This is a genomic window from Mycolicibacterium lutetiense, assembly GCF_017876775.1.
Classification (GTDB): domain Bacteria; phylum Actinomycetota; class Actinomycetes; order Mycobacteriales; family Mycobacteriaceae; genus Mycobacterium; species Mycobacterium lutetiense.
This window is the reverse complement of sequence record NZ_JAGIOP010000002.1, coordinates 2,149,602-2,164,190: the sequence shown is the minus strand read 5'-3', so window position 1 is coordinate 2,164,190 and position 14,589 is coordinate 2,149,602. Positions and strand designations below refer to the sequence as shown.

Genomic DNA, 14,589 nt, shown 5'->3' with positions numbered 1-14,589 from the left:
GGAATGGTTGGGCCAGGTCGCGGACTGGTTGCGCCAGCAGGCTGCACGTCTGGGGGCTGAAGTGGCAGGTGCGAAGCGCCGGAGCCCCGGCAAACCTAGCCCGCGAATTCGGTTGCCAAGCCGTCGATTCCAGCGCGAATCGCGGTCAGGGCCTCGGCACGGGCCTTGAGCTTGCTGGCCACGTGTGCACCGGTGTTCAAGGTCGCGGCAGCCTCCGCGGCCACCTCTTGGGCGCGCGACAGCACTGCATCGGCCTCCACGACCTCATCGAGCCAGCCGCCGGCGATGGCCGCGTCCCCGGTGAACACCGCAGCCATGGCGATCCCGCGCTGAAAAGCGGCCCGGGTCAAGCGCATCCGCATGATCTCGATGGCCGAGATCGGCAGCGTCATCCCGATCTTCACCTCGTTGGCCTGGCACCGCGACGTCACCGCGCCGACCCGGTGATCACCGGACAACAGCAGGAACGAGCCCATCGCGATGGCATGCCCGGTGGCAGCCATGATCACCGGCACCGGGAAGCTCAAACACCGCACCGACAACTCGAAACCGCCGGCGAGCATGCCCAGGGTTGCCGCCGCGTCGCCCGACGAGAACACGCTCAGGTCGAACCCGCCGCTGAACACCTTGGAATTGCCGGCCAGCACCACGGCTTTCACCTCGCCGGCCGCCGCACCGGCAGCCGCCTGATCCAGTGCCGCATTGATCTCGGCCTGCATGGCAGGCGACAGTGCGTTGACCTTGCCGTCGTCCATCGTGATCGTGACCACGGCATTGTTGAGCTCGTAGCTCACCAGGCTGCTCATCGCACTGATGCTAGCGAGTGGGCTCAGGCCCGATGACGCCTGCCGGAGGAAGGCGGCTGCGTGATCAGATCGGTCTCGGGATCGTCATCGTCGTAATCATCGTCGTCATCGTCATCGCCGGCCTCGTAGCGGTCGCGCCAGCGGGACCGCAGCTCGGCGCCCAGGGCATTGATGCGGTTGATCTCCGAGCGCAGCTTTTCCTCGTCGGATTCCTTGGCCGCGTACTGGAAATAGGTCAGCACACCGCGCAACAACTCCAGCTTCTGTTTCTCCCGGCGGGCCTGGTCGTGCGTGGTCAGCAGTTCCATGCGGTCCACCGGCGGCAGCGTCGCCCAATCCAGCACCGCGGTGTTGCGCAGCTTGCGGCCGCTGGGCTTGCCGGGGGAGCCAGGCTCGTCGTAGTAGGTGACCGCCCCGTCGAAACGGGAAGCGATCGACTCACCGAGTTGCTTACGGTCCAGCGCCGAATCCCACACGATGCGCCACTCCTGCGACGGCGCCAGGTAAGGGATCTCGGCGGGCAGGTTCAACGGCACGATGTCGACGAACTTGTCGTCATAAGAGCTTTCGTACTTGCCGACGGTCGGCGGATTCGCGAATTCGAACCGCAACCCGTAGGCCGGCCGCTGACCGTAATTGCGGACGACCAGCTCCACCAGGTGCCAATCGGCCCCGCTCGGCTCCATGAACATCGACACGTTCGGCTGGGTCAGCTCGGCGCGGCGGTCCCTGGCCTTCAGATATTGCCGCCACACATAGATCAACGCGACGACGACGACGGCAATCGCCACCCATGCTGCGAGTGCAGTCCATGCACCCGGTTCGAAACTAGCCAACTCCCGCCCCCGCTCCGTGACTGAATCGATAATCCCCACCAGGTGGGTATATCACGGACCTTCGGTTGGGCGGCGGGCCTAACTCAGCAAACTTCAGCCAAACCGGCACGCTTCACGAGGCGACGGCGGTGAGAATGTCGCGCTGCACCGGCACCGTCACGGGCGTGTGGACCAGGCGCTCACCGCGCGCCAGCCACTCGGTGTCGGTCCATTCGAAACGCGCGGGCAGTCGCCGCCAATAGTGCGGATGCGAACGCAGGTACACCTCGACACTGGCATGCACCTTGGCATCCAGCGGCGGCCGGCACCGGCCGATCGCCGGCGCAGTCCCGGCCAGGGCGTCGAGATCGGTGGGGCAGGCGCTGTGATCGTGAACCCGCAGCCCCGAGGAGATGGCCCCGTCGAGCATCCAGTCCAGAGCGATGTCGGCCAGCGGCCAGCACGCGCCGGCGCCGCCGGTGACATCGCCGTGGGATCCACGGAACCAGACTTCGTCCAGGCGTTCGCCGTACCGCATCGACCGGCGACCGCCGTCGATCGCCACCGCGTGCCGGCCGGACTCCACTGTCGGCAGCGGACCCTTGTTGTGCTTGGTGCCCGGAGTGGCCGTGGCATTCCACAGCCCGACGAACCGCACCGGCACGGCCGGATCGCGTTCACCGAACAACTGGGCCGCCAACACCCTGATCTGTCGCCAGTCCTGGGGCGTGCGCGCCGTACGGGGCAGGACATAGGTGGCCAGTGCGTAGTCCAGAACGTCATCGGAATGAGCCGGCAACAAGCCGACCGTGCCGAGGAGCGTGGCCAGTTCACCGGCGCGATGCCCACCCTCGCCGCCGCCGAACACGAAGATCCGATCTCCGGGATCCCACGCGTCGCCGAGGAAGCGATACGCCTCGGCGATGGCCGTCCGGGCTTCGCTGGCCGAGTCGCCGCGGCGGCCCGGCGTGATACGTCTGCCGGGCTGCGTGGCCGCGCCGCTGTGATACCAGGTCAACTGATCGGTGTCGTCCAGCAACCGAAAAAGTATCTCGGCATTCGACGCGTCACGGAGTCCGGGATGTTCATCTGAGTGGTCGAAGCAAAGCGCGATGTTCTTCACGGCGACCCCCGGCAGGACTGTCAACTACTGCTCAACTGATGCTGACCAATACTTTGCCGGGTCTGCGGGCTGATGTCCTGAGTATTGCACTACTCGAATCGCGCAAAACGGTGCGTAGTTCCCCATGCAACCGCTTGGGCAACGAAATCCGTGGCAGCGCTACCGCTGCAAGGCGGAGTTGCTCCGTTTCATGATCGTCAATTCAGTGGAATCCGCACTTGGTCGAACTGAAACGATCCATCAGCCACCCATCAACATGTGCCATTGCTCGAGGTTTGACGCCCGGTACACGTAGTTGCTGCGTTTGACTTCTTCGAGCGAAGCGCTCGGGTCGGTCGAGTACCAGTGCCCGGGGAAGACGGTCGGGTCGCCGGGCAGCTGGGCCAGCGCTTGCAGGCTGCGGAACATGTCGTCGACGTCCCCGCCGGGAAAGTCGGTACGCCCGCATCCGTCGAGAAACAGCGTGTCGCCGGCGACCAGTCGGCCGTCCAGCAGGAAGCACTGACTGCCCGGCGTGTGACCGGGGGTGTGGAGTAGCTCGATCTCCAACGCGCCGATCGCGACCTTGTCGCCGTGGACGTGCGAGGTCAGCTCACTGGGCGCGATCCCGGTGACCCGGGAAACCCAGTCGGCCTCGTGGGTGTTGACGTGGACCGGCACGCTCTGACGCTCCAGCAGTTCGGCGAGACCCTTCAGGGAGAAGCCCGCCATCGTGCCGCCGACATGGTCGGGGTGGTGGTGGGTGACCAACACCCCGGAGAGATGCATGTCGTCGGCTTCGAGCGCATCGACCAGATCGTTGGCCGCATACGCCGGGTCGACCACCACGGCGTCGCCGGTCTCGCGGTCGCCGATCAGATACGAGAAGTTGCGCATCTGCTGTGCGATCGGGTCGCCGGCCGCGTAGTCGCGGCCCGACAACAACTGGCGGAAGTACAAGCGGTCTGCAACCTGGGGCTCGGACATGCGCCAAGCCTATTGGCGCCGCCGAACAGTGCCGGCGCAGGCATCCGCGCAGGTCCAAAAACCGCATGTCATGACGTGTTTGACCCCACACCGATAAAACTCGCATCAAAAATGCGGAATTACTACGGTCAGAGCCATGCACCTCACCCGGTTCACCGACCTAGGGCTACGCACGCTGATGCTGCTGTCCTCGGGTGAATCAGAGGAGCGGCGCATCACCACCCGCACCATCGCCTCGGGGGCTGCCGCCTCCGAACACCACGTCGCCAAAGCCGTGTCCAGATTGTCCGAGCTCGGCATGGTGCACGCCCGCCGCGGCCGCGTCGGGGGACTGGTGCTCACCGACGCCGGGCGCAACGCCTCGATCGGCTGGCTCGTGCGCGAACTCGAAGGGGACCGCGAGGTCATCGAATGCGGCGGGGATTCCCCCTGCCCGCTGATCGCAGCCTGCCGGCTACGCCGGGTCCTGGCCGACGCAAAGGAGGCGTTCTATCGCGAACTCGACAAATACACCGTCACCGACCTGACGGCCGACAGCCGCCTACCGATTGTTCTGCAACTCACCACCCCCGAAAGGAATCCCCGATGACCGTCACCAGCCCCGAGCCGTCTGCGGTACGCGACGAACTGGAGCCCAAGCACGCCGAAATCGTCTCCGCGACACTGCCCCTCATCGGCGCGCACATCGACGAGATCACCTCGGAGTTCTACCGCCGGCTGTTTGCCAACCACCCCGAGCTGCTGCGCAACCTCTTCAACCGTGGCAACCAGGCTCAGGGAGCCCAGCAGCGCGCACTGGCGGCGTCGATCGCCACGTTCGCCACCCACCTGGTCAACCCCGACCTGCCGCACCCGTCGGCGCTGCTGGCCCGCATCGGGCACAAGCACGCCTCGCTGGGCATCACCGCCGACCAGTACCCGATCGTGCACGACAACCTGTTCGCCGCGATCGTCGAGGTGCTGGGCGCCGACACCGTGACAGCCGACGTGGCCGAGGCCTGGGACCGGGTCTACTGGATCATGGCCGACACCCTGATCGCGCTGGAGCGTGACCTCTACGCCGGCGCCGGCGTAGAACCCGGTGACGTCTTCCGGCGGCTGCGCGTCGTCTCCCGCGTCGACGACCCGTCCGGTGCGGTACTGGTCACCGTGCGTGCCGCCGAGCCGGTCAACTTCGTGGCCGGACAGTACGTCTCGGTCGGCGTGACGATGCCCGACGGTGCCCGCCAGCTACGTCAGTACAGCCTGGTCGGCGCACCCGGATCCACCGATCTGACGTTTGCGGTCAAGCCCGTCGACGCCGTCGCGGACCAGCCCGCCGGCGAGGTCTCGTCCTGGATCCGGGCCAATCTCTGCATCGGCGACCTGCTCGACGTCACGCTGCCGTTCGGAGACCTGTACACCGGCGGCCGGCCCGACGGCCCCCTGGTCCTGGTGTCCGCGGGCATCGGGATCACCCCGATGGTCGGCATCCTGGAGTTCGTGGCCGCCGAGGCGCCCGACACCCACGTGCGGGTCCTGCATGCCGACCGCAGTGACAGCGGCCAGCCGCTGCGCGAGCGTCAGCACGAGTTGGTCGACGCGCTGCCCCACGCGAGCCTCGACCTCTGGTACGAGGACGGTGTCACCGGTGGCGCCCAGGGCGTGCACGCCGGACTGCTCAATCTCGACGGGGTGGAACTGCCCGCCGACGCCGCGTACTACCTGTGCGGTGGGGCCGGCTTCGTCGATGCGGTCCGCACTCAGCTGAGCCACCGGGGGATCGCCCACGAGCGGGTGCACTGCGAGCTGTTCGCGCCCAACGATTGGCTCCTGGACTAGCCGACCAGGCAAAACAGCTCCCCGGCGGCCATCCTGACCTGCGGTTTGGTTTGGCTGCCGGGGAAGCTGTACCCTCTTTAAGGCCCCGCAGCTACGGCTCCGGGACACGCCCCCTTAGCTCAGTCGGTAGAGCGTTTCCATGGTAAGGAAAAGGTCAACGGTTCGATTCCGTTAGGGGGCTCGGTGGACGCTCGGGCGTAGCCCCGTCCGCGTCGATCGGGGCGGTGTAGCTCAGCTGGTTAGAGCGCACGACTCATAATCGTGAGGTCGGGAGATCGAGCCTCCCCACCGCTACAGGAACAGCAACAACAGAGCGTGATTTGAGCAGGGAGAACTGACGTGGCGTCGAGTACCGACGTACGGCCGAAGATCACTTTGGCGTGCGAGGTGTGCAAGCACCGCAACTACATCACCAAGAAGAACCGCCGCAACGATCCCGACCGGCTCGAGATCAAGAAGTTCTGCCCGAACTGCGGCACCCATCAGCCGCACAAAGAGTCGCGGTAGCCAGACGCTCGTGGCCCTTTCGTCAAACATCGTCGGGATGCACTACAGGCATCCTGAGCACTACGAGGTCGGACGCGAGAAGATTCGCGAGCATGCGATCGCGGTCAAGAACGACGATGCGTTCTTCCACGACGAAGCCGTCGCGGCCGAGATCGGATTCGACTCGCTGCCCGCGCCGCTGACCTTTATCTGCATCTTCGGTTACCAGGCACAGTGGGCGTTCTTCGAGTGGGCCGACATCGGCATCCAGGATGCGCAGATCGTCCAGGTCGACCAGGAGCTGAAGTTCCTCAAGCCGGTCAAGGCGGGCGACAAGCTGTACTGCGACGTGTACGTGCATTCCGTACGCAAGGCGCACGGCACTGACATCATCGTGACCAAGAACATCATCACCGATGACACGGGTGATGTGGTCCAGGAGGCCTACACGACCCTGGCCGGGCGTGCAGGCGACGGAGAAGAGGGTTTTAACTGATGGCGCTGCGCGAGTTCAGTTCGGTCAACGTCGGTGACACGCTTCCGGAGCGGGTGATCCCGCTGACCCGTGGAGATCTGGTCAACTACGCCGGCGTGTCCGGTGACCTCAACCCGATCCACTGGGACGACGAGATCGCCAAGCAGGTCGGCCTCGACACCGCGATCGCCCACGGCATGCTGACCATGGGCCTCGGTGGCGGCTACGTCACCGCCTGGGTCGGCGACCCGGCCGCAGTCACCGAGTACAACGTCCGTTTCACCGCGGTCGTGCCGGTTCCCAACGACGGCGTCGGCGCCGAGATCATCTTCAACGGACGGGTCAAGTCCGTGGATGCCGAGCAGAAACTTGTCACCCTCGCCATCTCGGCGACCGCAGGTGGAAAGAAGATCTTCGGGCGGGCCACAGCGACCGCGAAACTGGCGTAAGGAGATCTGGCCATGGCACTGAAGGCTGACATCCTGGGCATCGTTTACGAGTACCCCGAGGTTTTCGAAGTCGGTCGTGAACATGTGCGGCAGTTCGCACGGTCGGTCAAGGCCGACGATCCGGCCAGCTTCGACGAGGAAGCCGCAGCCGCCCTCGGCCACGATGCGCTCGTCGCGGGCCCGACCTTCTCCTCCATCTTCGCGCTGCAGGTGCAGGCCGACTTCTTCCGCAATGTCGACCTCGGCATGGAAACCATGCAGATCCTCCAGGTTGACCAGAAGTTCGTCTACCACCGGCCGGTCAAGGTTGGCGACCGGCTGCACGCCACGATGGTGATCGCCTCGGTTGATCGACGCTTCGGCGCTGACATTGTCGTCACCCACAATGTGTGCACCGACGACAACGGTGAGGTGGTGCTGGACGGATACACCACGCTGATGGGTCACGAGGGTGACAACTCCGTCCAGGTGAAGTGGGATCCGGAATCCGGGCAGGTTATTCGCAAGGCTGCCGGGGAGTAGCAGTCGGGATTAGTGTCTGGCGCCCACGCCGGGTACACTCGGCACTCGGGGTTTTTCCCATTTCAGCGCGCTGTCCGTTGGCTTGACCATGAACGGGCCGCGCGTGAATTGTGTAAGGCTCGGCGCAGTACGGTGGCGGAAGCGCCAGCATGTCACCGACAGAGGGGCGTAGCTCAACTGGCAGAGCAGCGGTCTCCAAAACCGCAGGTTGCAGGTTCAAGTCCTGTCGCCCCTGCTCAAACTGAATACTCGACAACATGTGGACACTGGAAGGTGACCGCAACAAACCAGTCCGCTAGACATGAACGGAGCATGCGGTGAGCGACGAGCGTGAAGGTGCCGGCTCCGCAGACGACACCGGAACCGACGCTGGCACCGACGCCGGGGCAGTGGACACCACCAGCGGTCAGACCGCGGTGGCGACCGGGCCGCTGCGTCCGACCGGGCCGCTGCGTCCGACCGGTAAGCGGACCCGTCGCGTGGTCGGTGAGGTCGACAGCGACGAAGCCGACAGTGACGCGTCGACCGACGATGCCAAGGCCGACTCCGGAAAGTCGAAGAAGGCCAAGGCCAAGAAGGCCAAGAAGACCGGGCCGTCGCGCAACCCGATCATGTTCGTCGTCAATTATCTGCAGCAGGTCGTAGCCGAGCTCCGCAAGGTGATCTGGCCGAACCGTAAGCAGATGGTCAGCTACACCACCGTGGTGCTGACCTTCCTGGTGTTCATGGTCGCGCTGATCTCCGGCACCGACCTCGGACTCGCGCGACTGGTGTCGCTGGTGTTCGGCACCTGATCTGGAATTTGAGAGAGGACTGACAACGTGACCACGTTCGACGGCGACGAGACCGTTGCCGACGATCCGGCTCAGGATCAAGGGGCCGTCGACGGCGTCGAGTCGCAGACCGACGATCTGGCCGACAGCGAAGAGGCTGCCGAGACGGTCGACGAGACCGAGACGGTCGACGAGACCGAGGCCGAGGCCTCCGATGAGGCGCCTGCTGCTGACGAAGAGACTGTCGACGAAGACGAAGACCCGGCAGTCGCGCTCAAGAAGGAGCTGCGGCTCAAGCCCGGCGACTGGTACGTCATCCACTCTTACGCCGGCTACGAGAACAAGGTGAAAGCCAACCTCGAAACCCGCGTGCAGAACCTGGACGTCGGCGACTACATCTTCCAGGTCGAGGTGCCCACCGAAGAGGTCACCGAGATCAAGAACGGCCAGCGCAAGCAGGTCAACCGCAAGGTGCTGCCGGGCTACATCCTGGTGCGCATGGAGCTCAACGACGAGTCGTGGGGCGCGGTGCGCAACACCCCGGGTGTCACCGGATTCGTCGGCGCCACCTCGCGTCCGTCCCCGCTGTCGCTGAACGACGTGGTGAAGTTCCTGCTGCCGCAGGGCGCAGCCAAGAAGCCCGCCAAGTCCAGCGCCGCCGCTGCGGCCGGTGCCAGCACCGAGGCCACCCTCGAACGGCCCGAGATCCTGGTCGATTTCGAGGTCGGCGAGTCCGTCACCGTCATGGACGGCCCGTTCGCGACGCTGCCCGCCTCCATCAGCGAGGTCAACGCCGAACAGCAGAAGCTCAAGGTGCTGGTGTCCATCTTCGGCCGCGAGACACCTGTCGAACTTACCTTCAACCAGGTCTCCAAGATTTAGTCGCTCCCAGCGGCTAGTAACAACGGGCGTTTCACGCCCTTGGATGAGCAAGTAAAGGAACACCAGAAGCATGGCCCCGAAGAAAAAGAAGGTCGCCGGGCTCATCAAGCTGCAGATCCAGGCCGGGCAGGCCAACCCCGCCCCGCCGGTCGGTCCTGCACTTGGCCAGCACGGCGTCAACATCATGGAGTTCTGCAAGGCGTACAACGCCGCGACCGAGTCGCAGCGCGGAAACGTCATCCCCGTGGAGATCACCGTCTACGAGGATCGCAGCTTCACTTTCGCACTGAAGACCCCGCCCGCCGCCAAGCTGCTGCTCAAGGCCGCCGGTGTGCCCAAGGGTTCGGGCGAACCGCACAAGACCAAGGTCGCCAAGGTGACCTGGGATCAGGTTCGCGAGATCGCCGAGACCAAGAAGGCCGATCTCAACGCCAACGACATCGACGCTGCGTCGAAGATCATCGCCGGCACGGCCCGCTCCATGGGCATCACCGTCGAATAATTTCGGCACTACTGCAAGACGTGGGAGGGCCCGCTTCGGCCCGCCAACCACAGACTCTGAATTGGAGATTCAATGAGCAAGAACAGCAAGGCATACCGCGAAGCCGCGGAGAAGATCGACCGGGACAAGCTCTACACCCCGCTTGAGGCTGCGAAGCTGGCCAAGGAGACTTCCTCCAAGAAGCAGGACGCCACCGTCGAGGTCGCCATCCGCCTCGGTGTGGACCCCCGCAAGGCTGACCAGATGGTCCGCGGCACCGTCAACCTGCCGCACGGCACCGGTAAGACCGCCCGCGTCGCCGTGTTCGCCGTCGGTGAGAAGGCAGAGCAGGCGCTGGCCGCCGGCGCCGATATCGTCGGCAGCGACGACCTGATCGAGAAGATCCAGGGCGGTTTCCTGGACTTCGACGCCGCGATCGCCACCCCGGATCAGATGGCCAAGGTCGGTCGGATCGCCCGCGTGCTGGGCCCGCGCGGTCTGATGCCGAACCCCAAGACCGGCACCGTCACCCCCGATGTCACCAAGGCTGTGGCCGACATCAAGGGCGGCAAGATCAACTTCCGCGTCGACAAGCAGGCCAACCTGCACTTCGTGATCGGCAAGGCGTCCTTCGACGAGGACAAGCTGGCCGAGAACTACGGCGCCGCCCTCGACGAGGTGCTGCGTGCCAAGCCGTCGTCCTCGAAGGGGCGTTACCTCAAGAAGGTGACCGTCTCCACCACCACGGGCCCGGGTATCCCGGTTGACCCGTCGGTGACCCGGAACTTCACCGAGGCGTAATTTTCTCTGCGCGAGCAGACACAAAAGTGCCCCAAATCTACGGATTTGGGGCACTTTTGCGTCTGTTGGGGGTTTAAGGGGTGATGCATTCGGCGAGGCGGCGTCGCAGGAAGGCGCGCGCCGGCTCAGACCCAGCGCTCTCGCCGTCGAGCGCGATGCGGTACCAGCGCTGGGCTTCGCTCAGCCGGCCGGCCCGGCGCAGCAGGTCCGCCCGGATCGGCGCCACCGCGTTCATCCGGGCCAGCCGCGGATCATCGGCGACCTCGTCGAGTGCGGCCAGCCCGGCCGGGAATCCATCGCGAAAGCCAACAGCGAGTGCACGATTGGCGCGCACGACCGGCGAGTCCGTCATCGCCGCCAACTGGTCGTAGGCCAGGCAGATGGTGCCCCAGTCGGTGAGCTGCCAGGTGGGTGCTGTCGCATGCAGCGCCGCGATCACCGCCTGCGGAAGATATGTGCCAGGTGCGCCGTCGGCCAAACGCAACTGCTCCAGCCCCCGGGAGATACGGCAACGATCCCAATGGCTACGGTCCTGCTCATCCAGCGGTGTCAACGCCCCGCTCTCGTCCACCCGGGTCCGGCGGCGTGAATCATGCAGCAGCACAAGCGCGGCCAGAGCATGGGCGTCGCGGTTGCCGGGCATCAACGAACACAGTTCACCCGCGAGCCGGACACCCTCATCGCACAACTCGTCACGGATGGCCGAGGGTCCGCCGGTCGACCAGTAGCCCTCGGTGAACACCGAGTAGATACAGCCGAGAACGTGTGGCGTGCGCTCGGCAAGGAGCTCCGGTGGCGGAACCCGCAACGGGATGTTGGCCTGGCGAATCTTGTTCTTGGCCCTGGTGATTCGCTGACCCACCGCGGCCTCGGACTGCAGCACGGCACGGGCGATCTCGGTGACGGTGAGGCCGGAGATCAGACGCAGCGTCAGGGCCAGCTGCGCGCTACGGTCCAGTGCAGGATGAGCGCAGGTGAACATCATCCGCAGCTCGTCATCGCGCACCGGGTGCAGCTCGGTACCGTCGGATGCGTTCACCTGCTCGTACACCGCTGCGAGTTCCTTTCCGGGACGGGAAGATTCACGCCGAAGGCGGTCCAGGGCCCGGTTGCGTGCCACTGTGGTCAACCACGCACCGGGATTGGCGGGCACGCCGTCGGCCGGCCATACCTGGAGCGCCTGTGCGCAGGCCTCCTGGACGGCGTCCTCGGCCACGGTGAGATCACCCGACCAGCGGGCGATGGTGGCCACCACCGGGCCCCACTCGCGCCGAAAGACGCCGTCCAATGCGGTCATTGACGATTACAGGCCCGAAACCCCGGCCAACTGGCGGACCTCGATGGCCGATGCCGGAATCATCGACGCCAGCTTGACCGCCTCCTCCCGATCCGATGCCCGCAGCACGTAGAAGCCGTTGGCCACCTCAGCGCCCTCGGCGTACGGGCCGTCGGTCAGCACCACCTTGCCGTCACGCACGCGCACGGTGGTAGCGGTGGACGGTGGATGCAGCGGCGCGCCGGCGAGCGTCCTGTCGCCGATGGTCTTGGCGAGTTCGACGTGTCGGCCCGCCTGCTGGTTCCATTCGTCGGTGCCAGGCGTGTTGACGTCCTCCGGCCGCTCCAGTAGCAGGGCCAGCCAATCGTTGCCGAGCGGCTGTTCGGGGGCCTGCCAATGGACCATCGGCCACACCTCGACCGCGCCGAACTGGGCGACCGGGATATCGCGGGCCAGGGCCAGCGCTTCGTCGAGATTGTCGGCCTCGAACACGTAGTAGCCGCAAGCCACCTCGGCGCCCTCGGCGTACGGGCCGTCGGTGACCGTCGGGTGGTCGGGGCCTCCGGCGATACGGGTGGCGGCAGCGCCTTTGTCCAGCGCGTCGCCGGCCCGGATCGCCGACGTGGCCTTGGCGTGAAATGCCTGGAAGGCAGCCATGCCCTCGGCCCGCTGCTCAGGTGCCAGTTCTACGTCCTGGCTGATCAATAAAGCGAAGTAGTACATCGTCATCTCCCGGCGTCGGCGAGTGAGAACCCTCTGTTCCACTCTCTACCCATCCGACGAACGACGGCGCCGTGATCCGACAGCTCGCGTGAAACTACTTCTGCAGCGTGAACTGATGCACGCTGATGTGGCCCGAGGCGAAATATTTCTGGCAGCCGTTGAGGTACTTGTCGTAGCGGTCGTACGCCTCTTGGCCCTGGATCGCGATGGCCCGGTCCTTGTGGGCCTCGAGCGCATCGGCCCAGATCTCGAGCGTCCGGACGTAGTGAGGACCAATCTCCTGGCGCTGGGCGAGCGTGAACCCGGCGTCGGTCGCTTTCTCCTCCTCCATCGACACCGAGGGCAGCCGGCCGCCGGGGAAGATCTCGGTCATGATGAACCTGGCGAACCGGGCGTCTTCGAACGTCATGGGCAGGCCGAGCTTCTGGGCTTGGCGAAGGTCGAATCCGGTGATGTTGTGCAGCAACATGGTGCCGCCGCCGGGCAGCGCGTTATAGGCCGTCTCGAAAAACGCCGGATACCGCTCGAATCCGAAATGCTCGAAGGCGCCGATCGATACGATGCGGTCGACCTTGTCATCGAACTCTTCCCACCCCTGGAGCCGAACCTCGACATTACGTTCGGTGGGAATCCTGGAAAGCTTTTCGACGGCGTATTCACGCTGCTCGCCACTCAGCGTCAGTCCGATGACGTTGACGTCGTACTTCTCGATTGCGCGCGCCATGCCTGCGCCCCAGCCGCAGCCGATATCTAGCAGCGTCATCCCTGGTTCAAGCCCCAGCTTGCCCAGCGACAGATCGAACTTGGCGATCTGGGCTTCGTCGCCGGTCATGTCTTCGCGCTCGAAATAACCGCAGGTATAGCCCATTGTGGGGCCTAGAAACAGTTCGTAGAATTCATTTGAGATATCGTAGATCGACTGCAGTTCTTCATATTTCGGTGTCAATTTGGACATATTAGATATGCTCCAAGCCGTAGAGTTCTGCTCGCGAATCCAGGGTACCGCAGACACCCCCGCTGAACCGGTTGTCGTCACCGTCAATGAATTCACTGGCAAACAAAACGGATTACTTCTGAAACGCCAATTGGGCAGGATGTCCCGGGGAAAGCGTTCAGGCGGTACGGCGTCAGCGAAGGAAATTAATCCACGACATGCAGGGTGAACTGGTTGACGTCGATGTAACCGGTCCGGAAGCAGCCCGCGCATCCGGTCAGATAATGCATGTACCGGTCGTAGACCTCTTGAGACTGGATCTTGAGGGCCTGGTCACGGTTGGCCTCCAGGTTGGCTGCCCAGATGTCGAGGGTGCGCGCATAGTGCGGCTGCAGTGACTGCCGCCGGGTCAGTCGGAAGGACGAGCGCGCTGCATGTTCGGTGACCATCTCGATCGACGGTAACCGTGAACCGGGGAAGATCTCGGTAACCATGAACTTGATGAATCGGGCGACCGCGAACGACAACGGCATCCCGCGGTCGATGATCTGCTGCGGTAACAGCCCGGTGATGGTGTGTAGAAGCATCACACCGTCGGCGGGCAGGGCATTGTGGGCGAAGCGGAAGAAGTCGTCGTAGCGGTCGTGCCCGAAATGTTCGAATGCACCGATCGACACGATGCGATCCACCGGTTCGTCGAACTGTTCCCAGCCCGCCAGCAACACCCGTTTGGTACGTGGGCTGTCGGATTCGTCGAACCGCTGCTGCACGCGAGCGGCCTGGTTACGGCTGAGCGTGAGGCCGATGACGTTGACGTCGTGGCGTTCGATCGCACGCATAGCCGTTGCACCCCAACCACATCCGACGTCGAGCAGGGTCATTCCGGGTTGTAGGCCGAGCTTGCCCAACGCCAGGTCGATCTTGGCGATTTGAGCCTGTTCCAGCGTCATGTCGTCACGCTCGAAGTACGCGCAACTGTAGGTCCTGGTCGGATCCAGGAACAGGGCGAAGAAATCGTCGGACAGGTCGTAATGGGCTTGTACGTCGTCGAAATGGGGTTCGAGCTGCTCACGCTGATTTGGCATACGTCACCTATCAGAAGGGGACTACCGGGCGGGAGCTTGCGCTAGGCCACTTCTTGACCTGGCCGTCCCCCCAGACTGCTGGAAAATACTGTAGAGCGTGTTTCCCCAGCTACCGAGCTTTCAAACCCCGGCAAACCCAAGTTCCGGTAATTAACGTTGCAGATGCAGAAA

18 protein-coding genes and 3 tRNA genes are annotated in these 14,589 nt (G+C 64.6%); 13 read left to right on the top strand and 8 right to left on the bottom strand.

All coding sequences use genetic code 11. The features are described 5' to 3' along the window. Window positions 1–95 precede the first annotated feature (95 nt). From JOF57_RS19785 to JOF57_RS19770, 4 genes are all read right to left on the bottom strand, one after another. Window positions 96–806 (bottom strand): crotonase/enoyl-CoA hydratase family protein, encoded by a 711-nt coding sequence (locus tag JOF57_RS19785; RefSeq protein ID WP_209919232.1) that lies wholly within the window; start codon window positions 804–806, stop codon window positions 96–98. 23 nt (window positions 807–829) lie between these two features. Further along, entirely contained in the window at window positions 830–1,681 is an 852-nt protein-coding gene (locus JOF57_RS19780; protein WP_209919231.1) for a DUF8453 domain-containing protein, read from the bottom strand. Between the two features lie 73 nt (window positions 1,682–1,754). Next, window positions 1,755–2,744: a phospholipase effector Tle1 domain-containing protein gene (locus JOF57_RS19775; protein WP_209919229.1), complete on the bottom strand. Its 990-nt coding sequence runs from the start codon at window positions 2,742–2,744 to the stop codon at window positions 1,755–1,757. A 240-nt stretch (window positions 2,745–2,984) separates the two neighbouring features. Further along, a complete protein-coding gene (locus tag JOF57_RS19770; RefSeq protein ID WP_209919227.1) occupies window positions 2,985–3,710 on the bottom strand; it encodes an MBL fold metallo-hydrolase in 726 nt (241 codons plus the stop codon). A gap of 136 nt (window positions 3,711–3,846) precedes the next feature. Between JOF57_RS19770 and JOF57_RS19765 the strand changes: the two genes are divergently transcribed. The 13 genes from JOF57_RS19765 (at window position 3,847) to rplA (ending at window position 10,400) form a co-directional block, all read left to right on the top strand. Then, window positions 3,847–4,299, top strand: coding sequence for an Rrf2 family transcriptional regulator (locus JOF57_RS19765; RefSeq protein WP_209919225.1), 453 nt, complete (start codon window positions 3,847–3,849; stop codon window positions 4,297–4,299). Then, window positions 4,296–5,531, top strand: a complete 1,236-nt coding sequence (locus JOF57_RS19760; RefSeq protein WP_209919223.1) for a globin domain-containing protein — start codon at window positions 4,296–4,298, stop codon at window positions 5,529–5,531. The genes JOF57_RS19765 and JOF57_RS19760 overlap by 4 nt, the downstream gene beginning before the upstream one ends. A 108-nt stretch (window positions 5,532–5,639) precedes the next feature. After that, window positions 5,640–5,712 (top strand) — tRNA-Thr (locus tag JOF57_RS19755). A 39-nt stretch (window positions 5,713–5,751) separates the two neighbouring features. Next, a tRNA-Met gene (locus JOF57_RS19750) sits at window positions 5,752–5,825 on the top strand. Window positions 5,826–5,870: 45 nt separating this feature from the next. Further along, on the top strand, window positions 5,871–6,038 hold the full coding sequence (rpmG, locus tag JOF57_RS19745) for a 50S ribosomal protein L33 (protein ID WP_003881823.1): 168 nt from the start codon (window positions 5,871–5,873) through the stop codon (window positions 6,036–6,038). 10 nt (window positions 6,039–6,048) lie between these two features. Further along, the gene (gene hadA / locus JOF57_RS19740; protein ID WP_209919221.1) at window positions 6,049–6,513 is read left to right on the top strand and encodes a (3R)-hydroxyacyl-ACP dehydratase subunit HadA; all 465 of its coding nucleotides are present in this window, start codon (window positions 6,049–6,051) and stop codon (window positions 6,511–6,513) included. Beyond that, window positions 6,513–6,941, top strand: a complete 429-nt coding sequence (hadB, locus tag JOF57_RS19735) for a (3R)-hydroxyacyl-ACP dehydratase subunit HadB (protein WP_209919219.1) — start codon at window positions 6,513–6,515, stop codon at window positions 6,939–6,941. Before hadA ends, hadB begins: the two co-directional genes overlap by 1 nt. A gap of 12 nt (window positions 6,942–6,953) precedes the next feature. After that, window positions 6,954–7,463 carry a (3R)-hydroxyacyl-ACP dehydratase subunit HadC gene (hadC, locus tag JOF57_RS19730; RefSeq protein WP_209919216.1) on the top strand — a complete coding sequence of 170 codons (510 nt, stop codon included), beginning with the start codon at window positions 6,954–6,956 and terminating at the stop codon, window positions 7,461–7,463. 162 nt (window positions 7,464–7,625) lie between these two features. After that, window positions 7,626–7,698, top strand: a tRNA-Trp gene (locus JOF57_RS19725). A gap of 82 nt (window positions 7,699–7,780) precedes the next feature. Further along, on the top strand, window positions 7,781–8,257 hold the full coding sequence (secE, locus tag JOF57_RS19720; protein WP_209919214.1) for a preprotein translocase subunit SecE: 477 nt from the start codon (window positions 7,781–7,783) through the stop codon (window positions 8,255–8,257). A 27-nt stretch (window positions 8,258–8,284) separates the two neighbouring features. Then, window positions 8,285–9,118 (top strand): transcription termination/antitermination protein NusG, encoded by an 834-nt coding sequence (gene nusG / locus JOF57_RS19715; protein WP_209919212.1) that lies wholly within the window; start codon window positions 8,285–8,287, stop codon window positions 9,116–9,118. 70 nt (window positions 9,119–9,188) lie between these two features. Next, window positions 9,189–9,620 (top strand): 50S ribosomal protein L11, encoded by a 432-nt coding sequence (gene rplK / locus JOF57_RS19710; RefSeq protein ID WP_209919211.1) that lies wholly within the window; start codon window positions 9,189–9,191, stop codon window positions 9,618–9,620. Window positions 9,621–9,692: 72 nt separating this feature from the next. Further along, window positions 9,693–10,400, top strand: coding sequence for a 50S ribosomal protein L1 (gene rplA, locus JOF57_RS19705; RefSeq protein WP_209919209.1), 708 nt, complete (start codon window positions 9,693–9,695; stop codon window positions 10,398–10,400). 73 nt (window positions 10,401–10,473) lie between these two features. Here rplA and JOF57_RS19700 read toward each other — a convergent pair whose 3' ends face one another. From JOF57_RS19700 to JOF57_RS19685, 4 genes are all read right to left on the bottom strand, one after another. Continuing rightward, window positions 10,474–11,697, bottom strand: coding sequence for an RNA polymerase sigma factor (locus JOF57_RS19700; RefSeq protein ID WP_209919207.1), 1,224 nt, complete (start codon window positions 11,695–11,697; stop codon window positions 10,474–10,476). A 6-nt stretch (window positions 11,698–11,703) separates the two neighbouring features. After that, a complete protein-coding gene (locus JOF57_RS19695) occupies window positions 11,704–12,399 on the bottom strand; it encodes a YciI family protein (RefSeq protein WP_209919205.1) in 696 nt (231 codons plus the stop codon). 94 nt (window positions 12,400–12,493) lie between these two features. Further along, on the bottom strand, window positions 12,494–13,354 hold the full coding sequence (locus JOF57_RS19690) for a cyclopropane mycolic acid synthase family methyltransferase (protein WP_209919203.1): 861 nt from the start codon (window positions 13,352–13,354) through the stop codon (window positions 12,494–12,496). 185 nt (window positions 13,355–13,539) lie between these two features. Next, a complete protein-coding gene (locus JOF57_RS19685; protein ID WP_209919202.1) occupies window positions 13,540–14,418 on the bottom strand; it encodes a cyclopropane mycolic acid synthase family methyltransferase in 879 nt (292 codons plus the stop codon). Between the last annotated feature and the right edge of the window lie 171 nt (window positions 14,419–14,589).

Bases quoted from the DNA above. Each gene is read 5' to 3' on its own strand.
- JOF57_RS19785 (WP_209919232.1), bottom strand. From the start codon at position 806: ATGAGCAGCCTGGTGAGCTACGAGCTCAACAATGCCGTGGTCACGATC.
- JOF57_RS19770 (WP_209919227.1), bottom strand. From the start codon at position 3,710: ATGTCCGAGCCCCAGGTTGCAGACCGCTTGTACTTCCGCCAGTTGTTG.
- JOF57_RS19765 (WP_209919225.1), top strand. From the start codon at position 3,847: ATGCACCTCACCCGGTTCACCGACCTAGGGCTACGCACGCTGATGCTG.
- JOF57_RS19760 (WP_209919223.1), top strand. From the start codon at position 4,296: ATGACCGTCACCAGCCCCGAGCCGTCTGCGGTACGCGACGAACTGGAG.
- hadB (WP_209919219.1), top strand. From the start codon at position 6,513: ATGGCGCTGCGCGAGTTCAGTTCGGTCAACGTCGGTGACACGCTTCCG.
- hadC (WP_209919216.1), top strand. From the start codon at position 6,954: ATGGCACTGAAGGCTGACATCCTGGGCATCGTTTACGAGTACCCCGAG.
- rplK (WP_209919211.1), top strand. From the start codon at position 9,189: ATGGCCCCGAAGAAAAAGAAGGTCGCCGGGCTCATCAAGCTGCAGATC.
- rplA (WP_209919209.1), top strand. From the start codon at position 9,693: ATGAGCAAGAACAGCAAGGCATACCGCGAAGCCGCGGAGAAGATCGAC.
- JOF57_RS19700 (WP_209919207.1), bottom strand. From the start codon at position 11,697: ATGACCGCATTGGACGGCGTCTTTCGGCGCGAGTGGGGCCCGGTGGTG.
- JOF57_RS19695 (WP_209919205.1), bottom strand. From the start codon at position 12,399: ATGTACTACTTCGCTTTATTGATCAGCCAGGACGTAGAACTGGCACCT.
- JOF57_RS19690 (WP_209919203.1), bottom strand. From the start codon at position 13,354: ATGTCCAAATTGACACCGAAATATGAAGAACTGCAGTCGATCTACGAT.
- JOF57_RS19685 (WP_209919202.1), bottom strand. From the start codon at position 14,418: ATGCCAAATCAGCGTGAGCAGCTCGAACCCCATTTCGACGACGTACAA.